Source organism: Mucilaginibacter sp. P5_A4 (assembly GCF_056400605.1).
The window spans coordinates 1-25,369 of the sequence record NZ_JBFUKX010000047.1 but is presented as its reverse complement, the minus strand read 5'-3'; the positions used below and the strand labels follow the sequence as shown (position 1 = coordinate 25,369).

The 25,369-nt window shown below is 42.1% G+C and carries 18 protein-coding genes; 13 read left to right on the top strand and 5 right to left on the bottom strand.

What is annotated here, in order from left to right; translation table 11 throughout:
- The first annotated feature begins 77 nt into the window (after nucleotides 1-77).
- From AC1DQW_RS22335 to AC1DQW_RS22305, 7 genes are all read left to right on the top strand, one after another.
- The gene (locus AC1DQW_RS22335) at nucleotides 78-2,450 is read left to right on the top strand and encodes an ABC transporter permease (protein ID WP_477456089.1); all 2,373 of its coding nucleotides are present in this window, start codon (nucleotides 78-80) and stop codon (nucleotides 2,448-2,450) included.
- A gap of 142 nt (nucleotides 2,451-2,592) precedes the next feature.
- The gene (locus AC1DQW_RS22330; RefSeq protein ID WP_477456088.1) at nucleotides 2,593-3,462 is read left to right on the top strand and encodes an ABC transporter permease; all 870 of its coding nucleotides are present in this window, start codon (nucleotides 2,593-2,595) and stop codon (nucleotides 3,460-3,462) included.
- Between the two features lie 38 nt (nucleotides 3,463-3,500).
- Entirely contained in the window at nucleotides 3,501-4,970 is a 1,470-nt protein-coding gene (locus tag AC1DQW_RS22325; protein ID WP_477456087.1) for an ABC transporter permease, read from the top strand.
- Nucleotides 4,971-5,066: 96 nt separating this feature from the next.
- Nucleotides 5,067-7,427: an ABC transporter permease gene (locus AC1DQW_RS22320; RefSeq protein WP_477456086.1), complete on the top strand. Its 2,361-nt coding sequence runs from the start codon at nucleotides 5,067-5,069 to the stop codon at nucleotides 7,425-7,427.
- A gap of 113 nt (nucleotides 7,428-7,540) precedes the next feature.
- Complete coding sequence (locus AC1DQW_RS22315) at nucleotides 7,541-9,928, top strand: ABC transporter permease (RefSeq protein ID WP_477456085.1); 2,388 nt, start codon at nucleotides 7,541-7,543, stop codon at nucleotides 9,926-9,928.
- Between the two features lie 97 nt (nucleotides 9,929-10,025).
- A complete protein-coding gene (locus AC1DQW_RS22310) occupies nucleotides 10,026-12,410 on the top strand; it encodes an ABC transporter permease (RefSeq protein ID WP_477456084.1) in 2,385 nt (794 codons plus the stop codon).
- A gap of 17 nt (nucleotides 12,411-12,427) precedes the next feature.
- Nucleotides 12,428-13,957 (top strand): alpha/beta hydrolase-fold protein, encoded by a 1,530-nt coding sequence (locus AC1DQW_RS22305; protein ID WP_477456083.1) that lies wholly within the window; start codon nucleotides 12,428-12,430, stop codon nucleotides 13,955-13,957.
- 94 nt (nucleotides 13,958-14,051) lie between these two features.
- On the opposite strand, the gene AC1DQW_RS22300 is transcribed toward AC1DQW_RS22305, so the two are convergent.
- Entirely contained in the window at nucleotides 14,052-14,462 is a 411-nt protein-coding gene (locus AC1DQW_RS22300) for a BrxA/BrxB family bacilliredoxin (protein WP_477415593.1), read from the bottom strand.
- Nucleotides 14,463-14,661: 199 nt separating this feature from the next.
- On the opposite strand from AC1DQW_RS22300, the gene AC1DQW_RS22295 reads away from it, so the two are divergent.
- Entirely contained in the window at nucleotides 14,662-15,534 is an 873-nt protein-coding gene (locus AC1DQW_RS22295; protein WP_477456082.1) for a peptidoglycan DD-metalloendopeptidase family protein, read from the top strand.
- Between the two features lie 124 nt (nucleotides 15,535-15,658).
- Complete coding sequence (locus AC1DQW_RS22290) at nucleotides 15,659-16,024, top strand: bactofilin family protein (RefSeq protein WP_477456081.1); 366 nt, start codon at nucleotides 15,659-15,661, stop codon at nucleotides 16,022-16,024.
- Nucleotides 16,025-16,029: 5 nt separating this feature from the next.
- Here AC1DQW_RS22290 and AC1DQW_RS22285 read toward each other — a convergent pair whose 3' ends face one another.
- Nucleotides 16,030-16,353 carry a PIN domain-containing protein gene (locus AC1DQW_RS22285; protein WP_477456080.1) on the bottom strand — a complete coding sequence of 108 codons (324 nt, stop codon included), beginning with the start codon at nucleotides 16,351-16,353 and terminating at the stop codon, nucleotides 16,030-16,032.
- A gap of 40 nt (nucleotides 16,354-16,393) precedes the next feature.
- The gene (locus AC1DQW_RS22280) at nucleotides 16,394-16,630 is read right to left on the bottom strand and encodes a hypothetical protein (protein ID WP_477456079.1); all 237 of its coding nucleotides are present in this window, start codon (nucleotides 16,628-16,630) and stop codon (nucleotides 16,394-16,396) included.
- A 220-nt stretch (nucleotides 16,631-16,850) separates the two neighbouring features.
- Between AC1DQW_RS22280 and ahcY the strand changes: the two genes are divergently transcribed.
- From ahcY to AC1DQW_RS22260, 4 genes are all read left to right on the top strand, one after another.
- Entirely contained in the window at nucleotides 16,851-18,167 is a 1,317-nt protein-coding gene (gene ahcY, locus AC1DQW_RS22275) for an adenosylhomocysteinase (protein ID WP_477456078.1), read from the top strand.
- A gap of 290 nt (nucleotides 18,168-18,457) precedes the next feature.
- Nucleotides 18,458-20,350: a T9SS type B sorting domain-containing protein gene (locus tag AC1DQW_RS22270; RefSeq protein WP_477456077.1), complete on the top strand. Its 1,893-nt coding sequence runs from the start codon at nucleotides 18,458-18,460 to the stop codon at nucleotides 20,348-20,350.
- A 380-nt stretch (nucleotides 20,351-20,730) separates the two neighbouring features.
- Nucleotides 20,731-22,323, top strand: a complete 1,593-nt coding sequence (locus AC1DQW_RS22265) for an ABC-F family ATP-binding cassette domain-containing protein (RefSeq protein WP_477456076.1) — start codon at nucleotides 20,731-20,733, stop codon at nucleotides 22,321-22,323.
- An 81-nt stretch (nucleotides 22,324-22,404) separates the two neighbouring features.
- Nucleotides 22,405-22,773: a DUF1304 domain-containing protein gene (locus tag AC1DQW_RS22260; RefSeq protein WP_477456075.1), complete on the top strand. Its 369-nt coding sequence runs from the start codon at nucleotides 22,405-22,407 to the stop codon at nucleotides 22,771-22,773.
- Between the two features lie 88 nt (nucleotides 22,774-22,861).
- Here AC1DQW_RS22260 and AC1DQW_RS22255 read toward each other — a convergent pair whose 3' ends face one another.
- Nucleotides 22,862-24,301 (bottom strand): hypothetical protein, encoded by a 1,440-nt coding sequence (locus tag AC1DQW_RS22255; RefSeq protein ID WP_477401076.1) that lies wholly within the window; start codon nucleotides 24,299-24,301, stop codon nucleotides 22,862-22,864.
- Nucleotides 24,302-24,398: 97 nt separating this feature from the next.
- The coding region (locus AC1DQW_RS22250; protein ID WP_477456074.1) for a TonB-dependent receptor domain-containing protein at nucleotides 24,399-25,369 on the bottom strand (971 nt) is incomplete at its 5' end.

The window sequence follows — 25,369 nt, the reverse complement described above, 5'->3', positions numbered from 1 at the left end:
CAGCTTTAAGCTAACGTTATAAATAAGATGAACAAAAGCTTTAGGCTTTGTGCCTTTGGCTTTAAGCTTAACAAAAGATGATAAAAAGCTACTTAAAAATCGCGTGGCGAAATATTATTAAAAACAAGGCGCACTCGTTTATAAACATTACCGGCCTCTCGGTTGGCCTGGCTTGCAGCCTGCTTATTTTGTTGTGGGTGCAAAATGAGTTGAGTATTGATGCCTATCATCAAAATGGCGACCGGCTATATAAAGTTTATGAACGTGAGTATTACGATCATAAAATAGATGGTAATTATGATACTCCGGGCATGATGGGCGCCGAATTAAAAAAGGTACTGCCCGAAGTGGAATATGCCATTAATATGGAGGATGAAAATGATAATCACACTTTTAGGGTAGGTAATAGAATATTGAAGGTGAACGGCACTTTTGCCGGAGCCGATATTTTTAATATGTTCAGCTACCCGCTTGTAAAGGGTGAAGCAGGTACAGCATTAAATTCGCCTTTAAGCATGGCCATATCGCAAAAAATGGCAGCTCTGTTTTTTGATAAACCCGATGCGGCCATTGGTAAAACCATCCGGTTTGAAAACAAAAAGGATTTTACAGTTACGGCGGTATTTAAAGATCTGCCAGAAAATACTTCGCGGAAATTTGAATACATAATTAACTGGGATGCCTATTTAGCCGAATATCCCGGTTCAAGAAGTTGGAATAACAGCGGGCCTTTAACTTTTGTAATGCTACGCAAGGATGCAAACCCCTTGTTGGTAGATAAAAAAATAACACACTATTTTGATACTTACCGAACCTTTGAAAAAAGTTACCGTGTTGAAAATGGCCTGCAACGTTTTAACCAGGTTTACCTGCACTCCAATTTTGAAGATGGTAAAATAGCCGGCGGCCGCATCGAATACGTAAGGCTGTTTAGTATTATAGCCTTATTTGTATTGCTTATAGCCTGCATTAATTTCATGAACCTTACAACAGCACAATCTGTTAAAAGGGCGCGGGAGATTGGGGTACGCAAGGTAATGGGCGCTGTTAGAGGTGTATTAATCAGGCAGTTTATTGGCGAATCGTTATTGCTTACCATGCTGGCTGTTGTGGTGGCATTGGTTTTAACTGCTGTGTTTTTGCCGGTATTTAACCAGGTTACCCAAAAACAAATAGTTATGCCTTTTGCCGAGGCCTCATTTTGGCTAAAACTAATTGTAATTACGTTAATTACCGGCTTAATTTCGGGTAGTTACCCCGCCCTTTTCCTATCATCATTTAACCCGGTTAAAGTATTGAAAGGAACATTAAAGCTTGATGCCGGTGCGGTATGGTTTCGCAAGGGGCTGGTTGTAATGCAGTTTATACTTTCATCTGTATTAATCATTGCTACCATAGTTGTATCAAAACAGATAAACTTTATCCAAACCAGGAACCTGGGTTATGATCGTGGAAACCTGGTGTATATCCCTATCGAGGGCGATTTGGGTGCCAAATACGATATTTTTAAAAACGAAGCTATGGGTATGGCCGGTATTAAATCGGTTACCCAAATGTCAAGTAACCCTACATTTATTGATAATAGTACCATTGGTGTTACCTGGGATGGGAAGGACCCTAACAACACGGTGGCTTTTTCGAATATTGCAGTTGGGTATAATTTTGTGCATACCATGAAGCTGAAAATGTTATCGGGGCGCGATTTCTCTGACGATTACCCTACAGATTCCAATAATTATATCATTAACCAGGTAACTCAGCAAAAATTAGGTTTTGCAGATCCCCTAGGAAAATCGATAACGATGTGGGGAAGGAAAGGGAAAATTATCGGGCTGGTAAAAGATTTTCATTTTCAATCGCTGCATAAACAAATCCTCCCGTTAATCATTCGCCCGGTTCGGGGAAAACTGAACGGGGGCAATATCCTGGTACGCACGCAGCCCGGCAAAATTAAAGAGGCAATAGCGGCCCTCTCAAAACTTTGTAAGGAGATAAATCCAAATTTCCCTTTCAATTATAATTTTTCTGACGGTCAGTATCAAAAGCTATACAAAAGCGAACAGATAGTTGGTCGACTGTCAAACATATTTGCATTCCTGGCCATATTTATATCGTGCCTGGGGCTGTTAGGTTTAGCCATGTTTACGGCCGAACAGCGGATTAAAGAGATAGGCGTACGTAAAGTACTCGGAGCGGGTATAGCATCCATATTCGGGTTACTGTCATCAGAGTTTTTGGCGTTGGTAATAATCGCGATGCTCATCGCATCGCCCATTGCATGGTACGCCATGAATAGCTGGCTACAAGGTTTTGCTTACCGCACCACCATACAATGGTGGATGTTTGCCCTATCGGGAGGGCTTATAGTAATAATAGCTTTGGCAACAGTAAGTGTACAGACCATAAAGGCTGCGTTGGTTAACCCGATAAAAAGTTTGAGAAGCGAGTAAGAAGCTAAAAGCCGAAGGCTTAAAGCGAAAAGCGATAAACAAGATTAGAAAAGCTTTAGGCCTTACGCCTTCAGCTAACATTATAAATAAGATAAAAAACAAGCTTTAGACTTTATGCCTTTGGCTTTAAGCTTAACAAAAGATGATAAAAAATTATTTAAAAATCGCCTGGCGTAACCTTACCAAAAATAAGGCTCATACAGTCATCAATATGGCAGGACTTTCCGTTGGTTTGGCCTGTAGCCTGCTTATTATGCTATGGGTGCAAAATGAGTTAAGTGTTGATGCTTTTCATAAAAATAAATCCCGTTTGTATAATGTATATGAGCGGCGGTATTTTGATCATAAAATTTCGGGCCAATATAGCACACCGGGAGTACTGGCCGCAGAGATGAAAAAGGTGTTTCCCGAGATAGTGTATGCTGTAAACGCGGTATACAAAGAAGAGAATACTTTTAGGGCTCGGGATAAGGTATTAAAATGTGGTGGAGCCGCAGCAGGTGCAGATTTTTTTAAGATGTTCAGCTACCGGCTTGTGCAAGGCAATGTACAAACTGCATTAAATTCACCACTAAGCTTAGCTGTTTCGCGCAAAATGGCCGAGAATTTTTATGGTAGTTCGCAGGCAGCCATGGGTAAAACCATCCGTTTTGAAAACAAAAAGGATTTTACAATAAGTGCCGTATTTGAAAACCTGCCGGCCAACACTTCAGAAAAATTTGAGTATGTTATTAACTGGGATGCTTTTTTGATAGAAAATCCGTCGGCAAAAGAATGGGGTGTTAACTGGCCGCGTACTACGGTAATGTTACAGGCAAAGGCGAACCCGGTATTGTTTGAAAAAAAGATAACTCACTTTTTGGATAATTATAATAGAATAGCAATCRAAAAAAAGGGGTTTTTACTACACAGCTTGATATACAGCCATTTGATGAAAAGTATCTGCATGGTAATTTTGCAGGCACTAAATTTGACGCGGGCCGGATTGAATATGTGCACCTGTTTAGCATAGTAGCTGTTTTTATTTTACTGATAGCCTGTATAAATTTCATGAACCTCACCACCGCACGCTCTGTTAAGCGGGCACGGGAAATTGGTGTACGAAAAGTTGTTGGGGCGGTACGTTCGGTTTTAATCAAACAGTTTATCGGCGAAGCATTACTAATAACTTCATTAGCTGTCATTGTTTCATTGGTATTGTTGGTATTGCTGTTGCCTTTGTTTAACCAGATCACCCAAAAACAGATTGAGTTACCGTTTGATCAGGTTGATTTTTGGGCGAAACTGGGATGTATTACGTTGGTAACCGGTTTGGTATCGGGCAGCTATCCGGCCCTGTTCCTTTCATCATTTAATCCCGTTAAAGTTTTAAAAGGTACACTTAAATTAGATTCGGGCACTACATTATTTCGTAAGGGGCTGGTGGTATTTCAGTTCGTGCTGTCGGTGATCATGATTATCGGAACCATCATTGTTGCCAGGCAAATGAATTTTATGCAATCCAGAAACCTGGGCTACGACCGCGAAAACCTGATCTATATACCGGTGGAAGGGCAGCTTACATCACAGTATGAGGTTTTTAAAACCGAAGCCTTAAAAAAGCCGGGAATACAATCAATAACAGTTTCAAATTCAAGCCCTACTATAATTGACAATGGTACCGTAGGTGTGGAATGGACGGGGAAAGATCCCAACGTCAGGATCAGGTTTATACAAACTGGGGTTGGCTATGATTTTATAAACACCCTGAAACTAAACCTGCTTGCCGGGCGCGATTTTTCCAAAGATTTCCCTACAGATACGGCCGGTTATATCATTAATGAAACAGCCGCAAAAAGAATGGGTTACACAAACCCCATTGGGCAGCCTTTATCGCTTTGGGACCAGAAAGGCAAGATCATTGGCATAGTAAGGGATTTTCACATCAATTCTATGCATGAGCAGATTAATCCGCTGATTATCTGGCTAAATAGAGGTGATAACAGTGGCAGTGTGCTGGTCCGTACAATGCCTGGTAAAACCAAAGAGGCACTGGCCGGTCTTGAAACTTTGTGTAAACAAATAAACCCGGCATTCCCGTTCAATTATTCTTTTTCCGACGAAGAGTACCAAAATCTTTATAAAAGCGAGCAGATAGTAGGTAAGCTTGCCAATGCATTCGCGCTCCTGGCCATTTTTATTTCGTGCCTGGGCTTGCTTGGTTTGGCCATGTTTACTGCCGAGCAGCGTATTAAAGAAATAGGTATCCGTAAAATATTGGGCGCCGGTGTAGGCTCACTGTTTGCGTTATTATCATCAGAGTTTTTGGTACTGGTAATTATTGCTTTACTTATTGCATCACCTATAGCCTGGTATACTATGAATAAATGGCTGCAGGATTTTGCTTATCACACCCCAATACACTGGTGGATGTTTGGCCTGGCGGGAGGAGTGATCATATTGATAGCCCTGTTTACCGTAAGTTTCCAGGCCATAAAAGCCGCGCTGATTAACCCGATAAAAAGTTTAAGAAGCGAATAGGAAGCTGAAAGCCGAAGGCATAAAGCTAAAAGCAATAAACAGGATTATAAAAGCTTTAGGCTTTGTGCCTTTAGCTTTAAGCTTAAAAATATAGCAATGATCAAAAATTATTTAAAAATCGCCTGGCGTAACATTGTGAAAAATAAGGTTCATACCTTTATTAATGTAGCGGGGCTATCTGTTGGTATGGCGGTGGCCATGCTTATCGGGCTGTGGATATGGGATGAACTATCCTTTGATAAGTATCACCAAAACTACGATCATGTGGCCCGGGTAATGACCACCCAAACGGCCAACGGCGAAACCGGAACTTTTCCGTCAACTGTGGTGCCTTTGAGTGCAGAGTTACGTACCAAATATGGCAGCGATTTTAAATTAACGGCCCTTACCTGGGAGGGTACACATATACTGGCCGTGGGCGATAAAAAGATCTCGCAAAATGGCATGTGGACCGAGCCCGATCTGCCGGCTATACTTTCATTAAAAATGATAAAAGGGAGCTATGGCAACTTTAATGATCCCTCATCTTTTGTACTGTCACAATCCGTAGCTATCGCCCTTTTTGGCAACGCCGATCCTATAAATAAGGTAGTACGGATTGATAACAAAACCGATATGAAGGTAGCCGGAGTTTACCAGGATCTGCCTTATAATACCACCTTTTATCCAACTAAATTTATGTTGCCCTGGGGCAGCCCCGCAAACTGGTGGAATACGCAAAGCGGCGTATGGGATAACCACGGCTGTCATTTATATGCACTAATGAACGTACAAGCCGACTTTAATAAAGTATCGGCCAAAATCAGGAACATTACCAAGCCGCATTTTAAAATGAACGACGAGGTAATGCAAATACAACCCATGGCCAAATGGCACCTGTACAGCGATTTTAAAAACGGCAGATCAGTTGGCGGCCGCATTGAGTTGGTATGGCTGTTCGGCATCATCGGTATGTTTGTATTGCTGCTGGCCTGTATCAATTTTATGAACCTGAGTACCGCCCGGAGCGAAAAACGTGCGAAAGAAGTGGGTATCCGTAAAGCGATAGGTTCCATGCGCTCACAACTGGTAAAACAGTTTTTGAGCGAATCGCTGATGTTTGCATTTTTGGCTTTGATGGTTACGCTTATAATGGTTTTAGTGGCGCTGCCGTATTTTAATAACCTTGCCGATAAGCAAATTGCCCTGCCGTTTACTAATGCCTGGTTCTGGGCAGCTGCCTTGAGCTTTTCATTTTTTACCGGGATCATAGCAGGTAGTTACCCTGCATTTTACCTTTCGGCCTTTGAGCCTATCAAAGTATTGAAAGGAACTTTCCGTGTTGGGCGTTTTGCTTCGCTGCCGCGTAAGGTTTTGGTGGTGGTACAGTTCACGGTATCTATTGTGCTCATTATCGGCACCATTATCGTTTTCAGGCAAATTCAGTTTGCGCGCAGCAGGCCCATCGGCTATACCCGCGAGGGCTTAATTACGATTGACATGAACACTCCCGAAATTTATGGCCATTATGAAGCCATGCGGAACGATCTGGTTCAAACCGGTGCAGTGGCCGATATGACCGAATCGAACAGTTCAACAACCCAGGTATGGTCAAACAACGGTGGTTTTGACTGGGCTGGTAAAGCCCCCGGTTTCGATCCAACATTTGGAACGATAGCCGTAACTTATGATTATGGCAAGACGGTTGGCTGGAAGATAATTGAAGGCCGCGATTTTTCGAGAAGTTTCCCTACAGATACCGGGGCGTTTATATTAAATGAATCGGCGGTAAAGCTAAGCGGACTTAAAAACCCTATTGGTAAAATCATGCATTGGGCAGGTAAAAACCATGTTATAACCGGTGTTGTAAAAGATATGGTAATGGAATCGCCATACAAGCCTACCGTTGCTACCGTTTTTCATATGAACCCGGGTTGGGTTAATCTTATTACACTGCGCGTAAACCCTAAAGTACCTATGCGCGAAGCCCTGAGTAAAATTGAGCCCGTATTTAAAAAATACAATCCCGGCAGCCCCTTCCAGTTTAAGTTTAATGATGATGAATACGCCCATAAGTTTAGCGACGAGCAGCGCATAGGCAACCTGGCTACCGTGTTTGCGGTGCTTGCTATCTTTATCAGTTGCCTTGGCCTGTTTGGGCTGGCATCGTTTGTGGCCGAGCAACGCATTAAGGAAATAGGGGTACGTAAGGTGCTTGGCGCATCGGTAGTAAACCTATGGCGTTTATTATCAACTGAATTTGTGGTGCTGGTAGTTATATCATTATTTATTGCAATCCCTGTGGCTTATTATTTTATGAACGGCTGGCTTCATCAATACCAGTACCGGTCGCCAATAACCTGGTGGATTTTTGCACTATCGGGTACAGGGGCAATTGCCATTACATTAATTACGGTAAGCTTTCAAGCCATCAAAGCAGCTCTGGCTAACCCGGTGAAAAGCCTGCGCTCGGAATAGAGTCAAGAATTAAGAGTCAAGAATCAAGACAGAAGTTAAGTGGGGTTATTGCAGGGCCAGCAAACAGACAGGACCAATGAACCAATGAACAAGTGAACTAATGAACCAACATCGTGATAAAAAACTATCTGAAAATAGCATGGCGAAACCTTATCAGGAATAAGGCGCATACATTTATTAATGTTACCGGGCTATCGGTTGGTATGGCAGTGGCCATGCTTATTGGCCTTTGGATCTGGGACGAGCTGTCATACGACAAGTATTTTAAAAACTATGACCGGCTGGTACAGGTTATGCAGCATCAAACCTTTAATGGGAATGTAGGCACACAATCTGATATACCTATGCCATTGGGTTATAAACTGCGGGATGACTATCAGAATGATTTTAAGTATGTGGTACTATCTACCTGGACATACGCACACATTCTCTCATTCGGTAATAAAAAATTAACCCAACAGGGAAACTATATGCAGGCCGAAGCACCCGACCTGTTCAGCTTAAAAATGATCAAAGGCACACGATCGGGGCTAAAAGATCCATCGTCTATCATTCTATCTGCATCACTGGCTAAAGCACTTTTTGGTGACACTGATCCCATGTTTAAAGCCTTAAAGATCGACAATAAATGGAACGTTAAGGTTACCGGCGTTTACGAAGATCTGCCGCATAATAACAGCTTAGCTGAAGTGGCATTTATTGCACCATGGGATTTGTACATGACTACTCATGTAAAAACAAACATTACACAATGGGGTAATAATTCATGGCAGCTATTTGCACAGCTAAGCCCCAATGCAGATATAAACAAGGTATCGGCCAGGATAAAAGATTTGAAACTGAATGCTTTTGCCGCTGAGGGCAATAAGCTGGGTTTATCTTTTAAGCCAACTGTGTTTTTGCACCCGATAAGCAAATGGCATTTATATTCGGAGTTTAAAAATGGTATTAATACCGGGGGGGCTATACAATTTGTATGGATGTTTGGTATTATTGGCATATTTGTATTGCTGCTGGCTTGTATCAATTTCATGAACCTAAGCACGGCCCGGTCCGAAAAACGGGCCAAGGAAGTAGGTATACGTAAAACGGTTGGATCGCTGCGCGGCCAGCTTATTGGTCAGTTTTTGGTAGAGTCGGTGCTGATCTCAGCCTTTGCCTTCTTGTTTTCCATACTTATTGTACAACTCATTTTGCCCTGGTTTAACCAGGTGGCCAATAAAACCATGCAGGTATTATGGACCAACCCGATGTTTTGGATACTGGGAATTGGTTTTAGCCTCATAACAGGGCTCATAGCGGGTAGTTACCCTGCTTTTTACCTGTCATCATTTAAGCCAGTGAAAGTTTTAAAAGGAACATTTAAGGCCGGGCGAATGGCTGCATTACCCCGTAAAGTACTGGTGGTTTTACAATTTACGGTTTCCGTTACTTTAATCATAGGTACTATTATTGTTTTCAGACAGGTGCAATTCACCAAGAACAGACCAATAGGTTATGACCGCACCGGTCTTATACAGATAGAAATGAAAACGGATGCTATTCATCAGCACTTTACGGCAGTAAGGAATGACCTGTTGCAGTCGGGAGCAATAGTTGAAATGGCCGAGTCTGATAGTCCGTTAACCGGGGTATATTCCAATAATAGCGGCCTTACCTGGAGGGATAAGGATCCTAATTTGCAGGATGATTTCGGCACTGTTCCGGTAAGCCCTGAATTTGGAAAAACGGCGGGGTGGAAACTTACCGACGGGCGCGATTTTTCAAGGGACATGTCGACTGATTCATCGGGTATAGTATTGAACGAAGCCGCCGTAAAGTTCATGAACTTTAAACGCCCTGTTGGCGAAACCATAAAATGGTACAAAACCTTTAAAGTTATTGGTGTGGTGAAAGATATGGTAATGTCATCACCCTATGATCCCGTAAAACCGACTATATTTTATCTGGTTTCGTATGCTCCCGGGATAGTTGATATCAGGTTGAACACCAGCAAAAGTGCCAGCGAAGCATTACATAAAATTGAAGCTGTATTTAAACAGTATGACCCGGCCAGCCCTTTCGATTATAAATTTACAGATGATCAATATGCTCAAAAGTTTGCCAACGAAGAGCGGATAGGTAAGCTGGCGGGATTCTTTACCCTACTGGCCATCTTCATTAGTTGTATGGGCCTGTTTGGTATGGCATCGTTCATGGCCGAGCAGCGCACTAAAGAAATTGGGGTACGCAAGGTGCTTGGGGCATCGGTATTTGGTTTGTGGCGCTTAATGTCGTTAGATTTTGTGGTGCTGGTTTCTATATCATTACTCATAGCAATACCTACTGCCTACTATTTTATGCAGGGCTGGATAAAAGATTATAAGTACCACGCCGAGCTTTCCTGGTGGATTTTTGGGGCAACTGCTATTGGCTCTATCATGATCACCCTGCTTACGGTAAGCTACCAAAGTATTAAAGCCGCGTTGATGAACCCGGTAAAAAGTTTAAGGAGCGAATAGAAGAGCAGAAAGCTTAAGGCGTAAAGCTAAAAGCAATAAACAACATTATATAGAAGCTTTCGGCTTTGTGCCTTTTGCTTTAAGCTTGAATATAACTATGATAAAAAACTATCTGAAAATCGCCTGGCGAAACCTTACCCGTAATAGGGCGCATACTTTTATTAACGTTGCCGGCCTGTCGGTGGGTATGGCTGTGGCTATGCTTATTGGTTTGTGGATATGGGATGAGCTGTCGTTTAACAAATATTACCGCAATTATAACCGCATTGCGCAGGTTATGCAAAACCAAACCAATGCCGGCGAGATCCAAACCATGCCGAACGAACCGTTGCCGCTGGGTGAGGAATTGCGCAAAAGTTATGGTAGTGATTTTAAATATGTAAGCATGGCAACCGGCGCGGGGATGCATACACTGGCTTTTGATGAAAAAATACTAACCAAACGCGGCGTGTTTTTTGAACCACAGGCATTGGATATGTTCAGCATAAAAATGCTTCGCGGAGGCAGTAAGGGACTAAATGACCCCAATTCCATCGTCCTATCCCAGTCGGCCGCGAAGGCATATTTTGGTGATGCCGACCCGGTTAACAAAATAATGAAGCTGGATAACAGGTCGGTTGTGAAAGTAACCGGCGTTTATGAAGATCAGCCATATAACTCCACCTTTTCCAATGCCTCTTTTTTTGCGCCGTGGCTGCTGTTTGAAAACAGTAACCCCTGGATGGCCGGTTTAAAAAACGAATGGGGACGCAGTGCCTTTTTGACCTATGTGCAAATTGCCGACAATGCCGATATGGACAAAGTTTCTGCAAAGATCAAAAATGCAAAGCTGGCCAAAGCCACTAAAGATGAAGCCACGCACAAACCCGAACTGTTTTTAAACCCCATGAGCAAATGGCATTTATACGCCGATTTTAAAAATGGGGTAAATACTGGTGGCAGTATTCAATATGTTTGGATGTTTGGCATGATAGGCATTTTTGTACTGTTGCTGGCCTGCATCAATTTTATGAACCTAAGTACGGCCCGGTCAGAAAAAAGGGCCAAAGAAGTAGGTATCCGCAAGGCCGTAGGATCGTTGCGTGGGCAACTCATCGTCCAGTTTTTAACAGAATCATTGTTGATAGCAATATGCGCTTTCCTGGTATCACTTTGTTTGGTGCAGCTTTGTTTGCCGTGGTTTAACCAGGTGGCGGGTAAAATAATTGACATATTATGGAGCAACCCAGTGTTTTGGATAACAGGGACTGCCTTTACACTTATTACCGGTTTACTGGCCGGTAGTTACCCGGCATTTTACTTGTCATCATTTAAACCGGTTAAGGTGCTTAAAGGCGTGTTTAAAGCTGGCAGGTTTGCGGCAATGCCGCGGCGTGTGCTTATTGTATTACAGTTTTCGGTATCTATTATTCTTATCATCAGTACAGTTGTTGTTTACCGGCAGATGAAGTTTGCCCAAAGCCGCCCGGTAGGGTATAATCAGGATGGCCTTATCTCCTTATTCGAGTTTTCGCCGGATATTCATGAACATTTTGGAGTGATCAGGAATGAATTGCTGAAAGCCGGGGCGATCACAGAAATGGCCGAGTCGGGCGGATCAACCACCACTATAAGTATCTATACCGGCGGTTTGGACTGGAAAGGGAAAGATCCCAACGTGGCTGTTGTATTCCCTAATATTGAAGTATCAGGTAATTACGGTAAAACTATAGGCTGGCAATTTAAAAACGGGCGCGATTTTTCAAATGCCTTTGCAACAGACTCATCTGGCTTTGTTATCAACGAAGCCGCGGTAAGGTTTATGGGGCTGCAAAACCCGGTAGGTGAAAAAATAACCTGGAACGGGGCGCCATTTCATGTAATAGGCGTAGTGAAGGACATGATCATGGAGTCGCCGTATCAACAAGTGCAGCCTGCGCTGTTTCATTTATCAACTAATGCGGGCAGGGTGGTCCTGTTAAAGCTAAACCAGGCGGCAGGCATCCGCAATGCCCTGGATAAAATTGAAAAGATCATCAAAAAATACAGCCCGGCACAGTCGTTTGAATACCAGTTTGTTGATGATGATTACGCCCAAAAGTTTGGTAACGAAAAACGTACCGGCCAGTTGGCAAGCTCATTTGCCGTGCTGGCAATTTTTATTAGCTGCCTGGGCCTGTTCGGTATGGCATCATTTATTGCCGAACAACGCACCGGCGAAATAGGCATTCGGAAAGTACTGGGCGCATCGGTTATAAACCTGTGGCGGCTATTATCAACCGAATTTGTTGTATTGGTAGCCGTAAGCCTGTTTATTGCAATACCCATTGCCTGGTATTTGATGCACGGTTGGCTGCAGCAATATGAGTACCGGTCGCAAATAGCATGGTGGGTGTTTGCCTTGTCGGGTTTGGGGGCAGTAACTATCACCTTAATTACGGTAAGCTTTCATACCATAAAGGCTGCAATAGCCAACCCGGTAAAGAGTTTAAGAAGCGAATAATGAATGTTACAATAAAAATGAAAAATACACTTCGCCTTTTTTTGATGCTGCTAACAATGATTGGCGGCATGGTTAACATGACCAAAGCACAGGATACCGTTCTTAGAATACCCGAAATGGGAAGGCTCGACTCTTTAAATTCGGGCATATTAAATCAAAAAAGGCTTATACAGGTATTTATTCCGCCAAATTATAAACCGGGGAGTACCGCTAAATACGATGTATTGTATGTGCTTGATGGCGGCAACTGGAATACAGGCTTAATAAAACAGGTTCAGCACTTTTTAGAAGGAGAAGGCTATATGCCCCCAACAATAATTGTGAGCGTTTTGGGTATCGACCGGAACAAAGACCTTACACCAACTCATTTAGAAGGTTGGAAAACATCGGGCGGGGCGGATAAATTCCTTGGATTTATTAAAAATGAGTTGATCCCCTATGTTGATAAAACATACCCCTCCAACGGCGATAATACGCTTTGGGGACATTCATTGGGTGGCTTGTTTGTGATGTATGCGATGTTAAATGAACCAAAAGCGTTTAAGTCGTATATCGCGGTCGACCCCAGCCTTTGGTGGGATAAGTGCTATCTGCCAAAAATAGCGGCCGATAAACTGCCTGCTTTAGCCGGTTCAAATGCCACACTGTTTATAAGCGGCCGGGAGGGAAAGGATGGTAAATCGATGAGGATTGATACTATGGATACTGTCCTTAAAAAAACTGCGCCAGCAGGCTTAGCCTGGAAAATCCTTGCCTATCCCGATGAAACACACAGTTCGGTAAGGCTAAAAAGCATTTATGACGGGTTAAAATTTACCTATGCCGGCTCCACCGGTTCTATTGAATTTCACCCGATGAATGGTATTGTTTTGAAAGACAAACCTATTAAAATATGGTATTTTAACGATACCACAAAAGTGCGTTATACACTTAATGGAACAACCCCCACAACCTTATCTGCAAAAGCACAGCCCGAGATAACTTTAACCGGCGCTGCCACGGTTACTTATAAACGTTTCACCAGCCGCAGCCGCTATGATAAAACCTCGGCCGGTAATTTTACAATTGGAAAAACGCTGCGCCCTGTTTCAAAACAAAAAAATGTAAAACCAGGTGGGTTTAACTATGCCTATTATGAGGGAGAATGGGGCAAATGGCCGGATCTTAAAAGCTTAAAGCCCGTAAAAACAGGAATAACAAACAACGATTTTGATGCGGAAAAGCTACCGCGAAAAAATAATTTCGCCCTGGTTATTGATGGACTGCTGGAAACAAAGGAAGAGGGGTATTATATATTTATTTTAGATGCCGACAAAGATTCGAAATTATATCTTGACAATAAGCTATTGATACAATGGGACGGCAATTACAATCGCCGGACGTACACGTACATAATACCATTGACAAAAGGATTTTACCCTTTCCGGTTAGAATACCTGCATAAAAATGAAGACTTTAAATTGAAGCTGAGTTACCTTACGCCAGGCACCATGAATACTAAAGAGCCAATCCCTATCCCATTAGCAGCGCAATATAGCCGCAATTAGGCATTTGTCATTTATAAAAACAAAAGATCCGGTATTGTTTACACCGGATCTTTTGTTTTAATCTTTAGGCTTTTTGCTTTCCGCCTTTGGCGTATTAGCAGTATTGCTCAAAAGCACCGATCAGGTTATCGGCTATCATTTGTGCAGGGCGGCCTTCTATCTGGTGACGCTCGATAATGTGAACCAGTTTACCATCTTTAAACAAAGCCATCGCGGGTGATGACGGAGGATAAGGCAACATGTAGTTGCGTGCAGCATCAACCGCTTCTTTTTCCATACCTGCAAAAACGGTAACTAATTTATCAGGATGTTTTTGGTTAGCAGCAGCTATTCTTGCAGCCGGGCGTGCGTTGGCAGCAGCGCAACCGCATACAGAATTCACCATTACAAATACAGTTCCTTCGCTTTCAATTGCGTTTTTTACTGCGTCGGCATCTTTCAGCTCCTCAAAACCCACCTTTGTTAAATCTTCCCGCATTGGGGCAACTAAATATTCTGGATACATAATATATTTCTTTTTTTAGATTTTATCAATTACAAAAATAACAAATGATTAACAGTTTACGTTTATAAAACGCAATAATAACAATTTGCTGACGATGGGCTTCTTAAGGTAACCATCAGGGCACAAGTGGTTTGTTTAAAATCGCTATTGATTTATACACAGTAATAGTTATATTGCAAACCCTAATTAATTGATTTTGATGAAACAAAAGACATCTGATATCAGTACGGTTGTTATTATTAATAAAAACCAGCAACCTACACGGTCTTTACAAATTAAAACAAAACACCTCAACAGGCTCCGCCATTATGCAATCAGCATACTATCGGTAATAGTGGTAATGGTGGGCGTTATAATTTATTTAAGATCGCAAAACTCGCAGCAGGAAATTGAAAAACAAAAACTGCTGGCACAAATAGCAAAGCTTCAGGTAGCCGCCCCTGCACAAATGGTCGCGCCGGCCGATGTTAAAGAAGGCAGCGCGCAATCATACATCCAGGCTATTGAAGGCAAGCTAAAAACTATTAATGATTATCTACGCCGTCGTGGTTTAAAAGGCTTCTCCACCAAAGGCCTTGGCGGCGATGGCAATGCTGAAGGCAAAACACTACCTGATACAGAAGTTTACTCCCTGTACAATGATTACCTGAATCACCTGATGGGTACCATCGCTTTTACCCCGATGGGTTATCCCCGCGTAAGCTCATTTACATCATTTTTCGGGTACCGCAGCGATCCTTTTGATACCGGCAATGCCGAGTTTCACCCGGGGATTGATTTTAAAGGTAAACGTGGCGATGAAGTGAAATGTACGGCAAGCGGCAAAGTGGTTTTTGCAGACTGGGCCGGTGGTTACGGTAAATGCATCCGTATACAGCATATCAATAATATCCAAACTGTTTACGGGCACCTATCCAAAATAAAGGTAAAAGTAGGACAGGAAGTGAACGTAGGCGACGAGATAGGCCTTGTAGGCTCAACAGGGCACTCAACCGGCGCGCATTTACATTACGAAGTACGCGTGAACGGCAAACCTGTAAACCCGGTTAAATATTTAACTTTAAACAAATAGGTGAAATGGTGAATAGTGAGTGGTTAATGGTGAGTAGGGGATTTACTTATCAATTAAATAAACTTACCATTCACCACTGACCGCTCACCATTCACAACTCACCATTCATCCCCCTCACAAAAACATGGCTATTTTCGGAAAAAAAGACAAAGTGGCGCTTGACCTTCAGGCTATATCAACCCTAATAAGCGAGGGCAGCGTTTTAGAAGGCAGCCTTAAAGCCCCCTCATTTGCCCGTATTGACGGATTGGTAAATGGAGATGTAACGGTTGATGAAGGTTTAATACTTGGCGAAAAGGGCCAGGTAAAGGGTAACATAATAACCAAAGAAATTGTGGTTTATGGTATAGTTAACGGCGACATCCAAACCGGCTCCCTGGAAATTAAAGCAAGCGGCGAAATTACCGGCAGCATAAAAACTCAAACTCTGCTGGTTGAAACCGGCGGTGTTTATAATGGGCAGCTAACTATGCAGCAAGGGGTGAAGTAGAAGAATTATACGAGCTGTATACCCGGAATAAATTGGAAATGCTTCTTGTTGTATGTATAAAGCGGTAAGTGATAATATAATGCTGTTGCTGCAATAAGTGTATCTGCAATGCCAGGTCTGTGGCTCAATGTCAATTTTTTAAAAAGGTCAGTAAAGATTTCCGAGATATCCGTATTAATTGGAATCGTTGTGTATTTATTTAACTGTTTTTCTATTCTTTTAAAATCGGCCTTATCTTTTGCTCCCACCATAAATTCGGCAACGGTAATACTGCTGATATAAAATACATTAGTATTTAGGAGTTCTATCTCTTCCTTTAATGTTACCACGATAAAGTTCAATGAGGATATTTGTATCGAATATTACCATTTAAGAGGTCCAGGCTTTGGCTCTTATTTCGTCAATAGATGGAAAGTCGGGTGCAGCACCAAAATTTTCAAACAACTCGTTTACGTTAATCTTTCTCCCTTCTGGCGGAGTTGGATGATTGGGCAAAGTTGAGCTGCCTATCTCTACAACAATCACTTCAACCTTTTTGCCAAAAAACTTTTTAGGCATTTCAATGCTGTGATTTTTTTCGTCGGGAACTAAAACCTGTTTATACATTGCCTTATCTATCTATTCAAAGATACAAAATTCAACTATCATATTTCAAAGAGAACTATTGTCAACTCAAAAACAAGAAAACCTTTGCGCCTTAGCCCCTTTTGCACAATACCTTTACGAGGCTTCTTGCATGAGAAAATCCTCTACCCCCAATCCCTACTTTTCTTCCATTTCATTTTCACAAACTTATAAGTTAAATTTGCATCAAAATTGAAATGATATGTCATCAGTAGAAACTGCTTTCGTTAAATACAAAGTAAAAGACCTTTCGTTAGCCGAATGGGGCCGCAAGGAAATTGAACTGGCCGAGGCCGAAATGCCGGGCTTAATGGCCTTACGCCAGGAGTACGGACCAACCCAGCCTTTAAAGGGCGCGCGTATTGCAGGCTGCCTGCACATGACCATCCAAACAGCTGTATTAATTGAAACATTGATTGAGCTTGGTGCCGAAGTTACCTGGTCGTCATGTAATATATTCTCTACCCAGGATCATGCCGCTGCCGCTATTGCTGCTGCCGGTACTTCTGTTTACGCCTGGAAAGGTATGAACGCCGAAGAATTTGACTGGTGTATTGAGCAAACCCTTTATTTTGGTGAAGACCGCAAGCCACTAAACATGATCCTTGATGATGGCGGCGATTTAACCAATATGGTGCTGGATAAATATCCTGAACTGATAGGCGAAATCAAAGGCTTATCTGAAGAAACTACTACCGGTGTTCACCGCTTATATGAGCGCATGAAAGCAGGTACATTACCAATGCCTGCAATCAACGTTAATGATTCGGTTACCAAATCGAAATTTGATAATAAATACGGCTGTCGCGAATCGCTGGTTGACGCCATCCGTCGTGCAACCGATGTAATGATGGCCGGTAAAGTAGCCGTTGTTTGCGGTTACGGCGACGTAGGTAAAGGTTCTGCAGATTCATTGCGTAATTCTGGCGTACGTGTTATCGTAACCGAAATTGACCCTATCTGCGCGTTACAGGCAGCTATGGAAGGTTTTGAGGTTAAAAAATTGGGTACGGCTATTAAAGAAGCAGATATTGTGGTTACTGCAACAGGTAACAAAAACATCGTTCGCGAAGAGCATTTCCGTGCTTTGAAGGATAAGGCTATTGTTTGTAACATCGGTCACTTTGATAACGAGATTGACATGGCATGGTTAAATGGTGCTTACGGCAATACCAAAATTGAAATTAAACCACAGGTTGATAAATATACCATTGATGGCAGCGACGTTATCGTATTAGCCGAAGGCCGTTTGGTAAACTTAGGTTGTGCAACCGGTCACCCAAGCTTTGTAATGAGTAACTCGTTCACCAACCAAACCTTAGCACAGTTGGAGCTTTGGACAAATGGTGCTGCTTACAAAAACGAAGTTTACACTCTGCCAAAACAACTCGACGAAAAAGTTGCCCGTTTACACCTTGCTAAAATTGGTGTTGAATTGGAAGTACTTGACCAGGAACAGGCAGACTACATTGGCGTAACTGTTGATGGTCCGTTTAAACCGGAGTATTACAGGTACTAATTTTAGGCAAAAGGTTAAAGGCGAAAGCCGAAAGGTTTTTGTATGAATATATAAAAGGTATGGTTTTAGGATCATGCCTTTTTTTGTTGATAAGCAGATGGGATTAATTTACTAAATGTCGCCAGTGCCGTTCCTTTCGTAAGGCGGACATTGCACATGCAATGGTCGCGATGCACTTGCACGGCGATGGGGTAACGATAGCATATAATTTTAATAGTATTATATTTATCAGCTTTAAAAAACATTATCGTAGTTAATGTTATTTTTAATATGCGGGTCAATAAAACTACATGAAAAAATATCTGCGTTTAATAAGCGCCATTGTCTTTTCAGTGATTACAACAGTTGGGGCGCAGTCCGGGCCGCAGGTAAATCATACATTATCAACAACGGCTGCACCGCAGATTATGGTTGGCGATGTATCAGGCATCATTTCGGCCTGTGCCGGTACAGCATCTGTAAGCCCTGCTATTCAACAATTCCCGGTTTCGGCAAGTGGTTTATCTGCCGATGTATTGGTTACAGCTCCCGGTAATTTTGAGATTTCGCTTCTTGCCGACGGAACTTATGGCAACAGTGTAGTACTTACCCAAAACTCCGGACTGATCTCCAATATAGTGGTTTATGTGCGATCATCAGCGCAGGCGGTAACAGGTAATATATCCGGAGATGTCACGCTAAGCTCGGGTTTAGCTAACCAAACAGCAAGGGTAACAGGTTATGTCACCGCGCTGCCTGTGGTCAATCCGGTCGCCAATCAAACCAAACAAAACGGGCAATTTACAGATGCCGTTGATTTTACCGGAACAGCAGGCAGCTATGCGTGGACAAATGACAATACAACTATTGGTTTAGCCCCCAACGGTGCCGGGAACATCGGCAAATTCACTGCTGTGAATACAGGCACTACACCTGTTACGGCTAATATTATGGTTAGCCCGGTGCCCGCAAACTATGCCTATGCGCCCAATGCCTTATTAAATTCGATTTCGCTGATAAATACCATTACCAACAAAGTAGAGCAAGTTATTACCGAAGGGATACCGGAACATTCAAACCCGTTAAGGGTAGTGCTGAGCCCCGATAAAAGCCTGCTTTATGTTGCCAATCCGGGCTCAAATACAATATCTGTAATCAGTACCGCTACCAATAAGGTACTTACTGCCTTTGCCGCAGGGGTTAACCCAACTGGCATGGTAATAAGTCCCGATGGCAGCAGGCTGTATGTTACAGGTGGCACATCTAACCGGTTAAGCGTTATCGATGCCGGTGGTACACACGGCATTGTAAAAACAGTTGCAACCGGCCTCAACCCTAATGATATGGCCATCAGTGCCGATGGTAAAAAGCTGTACATCATTAACACGGGCTCAAATGCAGTTCAGTTTTATAATACTGCCACCAATTTCTTTGAATATGGTTTAGTTACCGGTACAACCCCAAACAGTATCACCATAAGCCCGGATAACAAAAAGCTATATATAGCCAATTATAATTCGCATGATATTGCGGTGGTGGATATTGCAGGCAGATTTGTTGCCTATAAAATTGACGTTGCAACGCCGGCAGGGGGCATTGCCATAAGCCCGGACGGAACCAGGTTGTATGTATCAAATACAACAGCAAAAAAGGTTACCGTTATCAACACCCTAACCAATAACATACTAACTACCGTAGATGTTGGCGATAACCCGACCGGTATTGCCATTAACAGCGATGGAAGCAAGGTTTACGTGGTTAATTCACTTTCAGCTTATATATCGGTTATAGATGCGGCAACCAATATAGCAACACAGCAGATTCCTGTGCAAGCCGGCGGGAACTTTATAGCTATATTCAGCGATAATTTATGCAGCGGTTTGCCGGTGCAATTTACTATTACTGTTGATCCCTCGGCAACGCCTCCTGAAACTCCGGGTGATATCATTATTCCCAATAGTTTTTCGCCCAATGGCGACGGCAGAAATGACCTGTGGGAGATAAAGAATTTAAACGCTTACCCTCATAATACGGTTGAAGTATTCAACAGGAACGGGCAAAGGCTGTTCAGATCAATTGGTTACAGTATTGCCTGGGACGGTACTTTTAAGGGACAGCCTGTTCCGCAGGCTACCTATTATTATATTGTTAATCTTAAAAATGGTAACAAGTCGTTGTCCGGAAGTGTAACCATCGTCAGATAATCCGGGGGGCTGAAAAAGGGGTAAAAAAAGAAATTGATGAATAAAGTATTTATGGCGGAGAAATTTGCAGTATATTTTTTCTCCAAATAATCTATATTTGCCTTATCGTTAATTAAAAATTACACCGGTGAAAATAGCTAAGTAGGACAGGTGGTTATGTACCATCATCAATTCCGCCCCAACGGAACGTTTTGGTAATTATTTTGTCAGCTCGTCAATTACACTAACCCATGTGTATTGCCGGATACTTAGATTTTATGTGATCATTTTACTGCAACAAGCTATATAGCTTAATATCCCGTTCAGCAACGCCATTCCGCGTGGCCGAATCCCCCATTTCACATTCTTCAACCTGTTTTAATTTTTAATATCATACTACTATGAGTATCGTAATCAAATCGCTTGCTTATACCCATCCCGATAGGGAAATCCTGTTTGAAAACATCAATCTCTCTATATCCAAAGGCGATAATGCCGCTTTAGTAGGCAACAACGGTGCCGGAAAATCAACCCTTTTGCAGCTTATAGCAGGCCGGCTTAAGCCGACGGCTGGCGAGATCATTCTCCCGGAGAAAGCATACTACGTACCGCAACATTTGGGGCAATACGATGACCTTTTGATAGCCGAAGCGTTGCAGGTTGACAAAAAGTTGAAAGCCCTTCATGCCATACTTGAAGGCGATGCCTCTCCCGGCCACTTTACCAATTTGGATGATGACTGGGATATTGAAGAGAAAGTTGAGATAGCGTTAGCCTCCTGGCAGCTTGCCCACCTGGATTTGCGGCAGACAATGGCAACCCTGAGCGGCGGCGAAAAAACAAAAGTGTTCCTGGCCGGTATACTGATTCAATCGCCGGAGATTATTTTGCTGGATGAGCCAACCAACCATATTGATGCAGCGGGCCGCGAACAGCTTTATAACTTTATTACAAAAAGTAAGGCAACTATTTTGGTGGTAAGCCATGACAGGGCTTTGTTAAACCTGCCCGCTATCACCTTAGAACTGGATAAAAGCGGCGTTGAGCTATTTGGCGGCAATTACGCTTTTTATAAAGAACAAAAGGAAGGAATATTAAACGCCCTGCAATCGCGGTTGGATGAAAACGAAAAAAGCCTGAAACAGGCCCGGCAAAAAGCGAGGGATATAACAGAGCAACGGCAGAAAAAAGAGGTGAGAGGGAAAGCCCGGGGCCAAAGCCAGTCGCTGCCCCGCATTATTGCCGGGGGGCTTAAGCGTAAGGCAGAGCAAAGTACGGCAAAGCTCCAGAATACCCACAATGAAAAGGTTAATGATATATTGGATAACGTTAAACAAACCAGGTTTCAGCTACAGCAATACCAGGTGCTGAAAATTGATTTAAAAAGATCTGGCCTGCATAAAGGCAAGGTGTTGGTTGATGCACAGGATATAAATTTTAGTTATGCACAAACGATGCTTTGGCAACCGCTTTCTTTCCAGGTACGTTCTGGCAGCCGGGTAAGGATTGAGGGTAACAATGGTTCGGGCAAAACCACGCTCATCAAAATCATGATGGGCATCTTACGGCCCACCATAGGTGAAATTTATATTGCAGGGTTTAATTATTTGTATCTCGATCAGGATTATACCTTGATTGATAATCAACTCACCGTATTTGAGCAGGTTCAAAAGTTTAATGGCCGCAACCTGCCCGAACATGAATTGAAATCGCTGCTGCACTATTACCAGTTCCCCAATGATGTTTGGAACAGAAAATGTATGGTGCTAAGCGGCGGGGAGAAAATGAAACTGATGCTTTGCAGTTTAGTGATCGGTAACAATACACCCGATATGCTTATATTGGATGAGCCAACCAACAACCTGGATGTGCAAAGCCTGGAAGTTTTCACCTTAGCGATGAGGAATTTTAACGGCACTTTACTGGTTATTTCGCACGACCGTTATTTCATCGAGGAGATGCTGATTGACACGTGTATTAACCTGGATGAATAATAAAAGGCCGTGCAAATGTTCTGGCCTCTTTAAATACAGCGTAATTATCTAAATTAGAAAAACATAAACAGGTAAGAAAACATGGAGATCATAGCAAAAATTTTAATTGGACTTGTTGCAATTGAACATTTATATATCCTTTATATGGAAATGTTTGCCTGGGAAACACTTGGCCGGAAAACATTCAAAGGAGCTATGCCCGATAATTTGTTTGGCCCAACAAAAGGACTTGCTGCTAACCAGGGCTTGTATAATGGTTTCTTATCAGCAGGTTTAATCTGGACGTTTTTTATTACTGATAAATTATGGGCATTTAATATCAGTTTGTTTTTTTTAAGTTGTGTAATTACCGCTGGTTTATACGGGGCGCTTACAGCAAGCAAAAAAATATTTTTTACACAGGCATTGCCGGCAATCGTAGCCGTTGTTTTTGTGTTGCTTGGTAAGTAAGCAGCAAATTAGCCAATGTACAATTCCATTTTAAATAAAAAAGCCCGCCTCAAAGTTTTGAAGCAGGCTTTTTTATAATAGATTTTTATTATTTTACAGCACCAGGTGTAGTGTATGGCAATGTTTGTGGGCTAAAATTAGCCCATCCTGCGGTCCAGTCAGTTGCTCCAAAGGCGCCTTTGTAAGCAACCTTTTCAAAGAAAGTATCTGCAACTTTTGCATCAGTAAATAATGCACCGGTTAATGCTACAGATGCGGCAGTTTGGATAAAGTTTGGTACACCTGCTCTTGCAGCGGGAGCTATATCGGCGGCAAATTTATACGGATCTGTATAAACTGAGGAAGCATAAGCATCAGGAGTAAATATATTGTTTAAAGTGATTTTAGGCGTAATTAATCCAAGGGTTGTTGCATTAGATGCTTTTATCTGGTTATTTTTAACATTACTGCCTATAACAAGGTTATTGGCAAATACCGATTTTCCTCCAATATAGTTGGCCGAAGCATTTTCAGTACCACCTGCTGGTAATGTATCATCATAATATATACCTTCTGTATAGCCGGCAATAACAGAGTTTAATATACTGATTGATGAATTACGACGAATTTGCGCGCCATGCTGAAAATTTGCATTTATAGAAGTAAAAGTAGCAGATTCTTTAGGGCCTAATATGGTCATGTTTGAAAATACCGCATTTGTTTGTGGCGTAACATTTGTACCTGAGCTTAGGTTATCAGATTCAAATCCATTTGAGCCAGAAACGTCGGCAGTTGCAGCTAAACGCTGGGCTAAACCAAATTGTATTTTACCCGAAAAACCATTATCTGTATCAAAATCATCGTCCCAGCTATCAATTGCAAGTAAGTGTTTTGCATTTACAGTACCACCAAACCACTCATAAGCATCATCTCCTGAACGGTAAACCTCTACATATTCAATTGTAGTACCAGAGCCAACGCTACCTAACGACAAACCATTTAATTCATTATCAGGGCCCAACGGAATACCTGCATATTCAATACGTACATACTTTAAAGTGCCGGAGTTATCAGCTGCGTCGGTACCGCCATGTTTTGCCTTGTCTGTAGCATCAGATATACCTTCAATAGCAACAGAAGTTCCAAGGTTATTAGGCGCTTTACCTAATATAACCAACCCACCCCAGTCGCCCTGTGAACGGCCGCCTGCGGCAAGGTTTGAAGTAAATACAATTGGCTTATCTACTGTTCCGGTGGCGTTTATTTTTGAGCCGCGTGTAATAATTAACGCACCTTTTGTTGCTTTATCACCTTTAATTATTGTTCCGGCTTCTATCGTTAAAGTAACGTTATTAGTTACATAAACGTTGTTTTTTAAAAGGTAAATTTTATCAGCAGTCCAGGTGGTATTGGTAGTAATATCTGCGCTAATTTCAACAACATTACTTGTTGACGGAGGGTTAACATCACCATCATCAGTGCTGGTTTTTGAACAACCAGATATGAATACACTTAGGCTTAATGCAGCCATTAATAAGATTTTTTTCATTTTCGTTTTAATTATTTATTGTTAATTGGGTTATTAATTGGATGTGATAAATTAAATTTCAAATAGTTTTTAATAGATAATGGGGTTTAAGTTTATTTTAGAATGTATAGTTAAAAGCAAATGAATAATTGCTTCCTGATTTAAAGCGGCTCAGGGTTTGATCGGTATTAGCGTCATATTTTTTGTTTCCATTGTTATCATAGTATAAAGCGCTTCGCTGGTTTAAAATATCACCCGCATTTAATTTCAATTCGCCTTTGCCTTTCAAAACCTTTACACTTAATTGTAAATCTATCACGTCTCTCGGGGCTTCCCATACACTCGGAAAAGCTGCTCCGGCCGCTATAGAAAGCCTCCGCCCAACTTTATTGTACAAAGCATTGAAATTTAATTTGCCATCAAGAAAACTATGCTGTAAGCCGGCATTTATTACATAAGGAGCTTGCCCAACAAGCGGGCGTTTGGCTTCAAGAAAATTTATACTTCCATCTGATGGATTAAATACTTCTGATTTGATTACAGCCACGTTTGCATAAGCTGTTGTATTTTTGAAGAAATTGCCCGGTGCAATAAAATCCAGCGTTTTGCGCACTTCAAACTCGGCTCCGTACACGGTGGCTTTATCGGTATTGAAATAGGTGATTATACGTTGAGAGCCTGCATCCTGATTATAGGTTTCGATAGCATCTTTGAATTTTTTATAAAAAACTGAAACCGAAATGATCTGTCCGGCTGAGGGATACAGCTCAAAGCGAAGATCGGCATTATTAATAGTTGCTCTTTTTAAATTTGGATTACCCTGAAGCGATGCCAATAACTCATAATCATTTACGGCTGATGTTGCCAGCTCCCTAAATTCCGGTCTTGCTAATGTTCGGTAGTAAGATGCTCTTAAATTAATTTTTTCTGTTAGGCTATAGGTGAAATTAGCCGATGGAAGTACGTCAACGTAATTTTGCTTTACTTTATTTAAGTTGTCTTTTGATGACAGATCCAGGTTAAACTGCTCTACCCTTGCACCCCAAACCACCCTTAAATTTTTGCCTAATTTATTGTCCAGCATTGCAT

Coding starts and splice junctions, on each gene's coding strand:
- AC1DQW_RS22325 (WP_477456087.1), top strand. CDS start 3,501: ATGAACCTCACCACCGCACGCTCTGTTAAGCGGGCACGGGAAATTGGT.
- AC1DQW_RS22265 (WP_477456076.1), top strand. CDS start 20,731: ATGAGTATCGTAATCAAATCGCTTGCTTATACCCATCCCGATAGGGAA.
- AC1DQW_RS22260 (WP_477456075.1), top strand. CDS start 22,405: ATGGAGATCATAGCAAAAATTTTAATTGGACTTGTTGCAATTGAACAT.
- AC1DQW_RS22295 (WP_477456082.1), top strand. CDS start 14,662: ATGAAACAAAAGACATCTGATATCAGTACGGTTGTTATTATTAATAAA.
- AC1DQW_RS22305 (WP_477456083.1), top strand. CDS start 12,428: ATGAAAAATACACTTCGCCTTTTTTTGATGCTGCTAACAATGATTGGC.
- AC1DQW_RS22255 (WP_477401076.1), bottom strand. CDS start 24,301: ATGAAAAAAATCTTATTAATGGCTGCATTAAGCCTAAGTGTATTCATA.
- AC1DQW_RS22290 (WP_477456081.1), top strand. CDS start 15,659: ATGGCTATTTTCGGAAAAAAAGACAAAGTGGCGCTTGACCTTCAGGCT.
- AC1DQW_RS22300 (WP_477415593.1), bottom strand. CDS start 14,462: ATGTATCCAGAATATTTAGTTGCCCCAATGCGGGAAGATTTAACAAAG.
- ahcY (WP_477456078.1), top strand. CDS start 16,851: ATGTCATCAGTAGAAACTGCTTTCGTTAAATACAAAGTAAAAGACCTT.
- AC1DQW_RS22320 (WP_477456086.1), top strand. CDS start 5,067: ATGATCAAAAATTATTTAAAAATCGCCTGGCGTAACATTGTGAAAAAT.
- AC1DQW_RS22335 (WP_477456089.1), top strand. CDS start 78: ATGATAAAAAGCTACTTAAAAATCGCGTGGCGAAATATTATTAAAAAC.
- AC1DQW_RS22270 (WP_477456077.1), top strand. CDS start 18,458: ATGAAAAAATATCTGCGTTTAATAAGCGCCATTGTCTTTTCAGTGATT.
- AC1DQW_RS22310 (WP_477456084.1), top strand. CDS start 10,026: ATGATAAAAAACTATCTGAAAATCGCCTGGCGAAACCTTACCCGTAAT.
- AC1DQW_RS22280 (WP_477456079.1), bottom strand. CDS start 16,630: ATGTATAAACAGGTTTTAGTTCCCGACGAAAAAAATCACAGCATTGAA.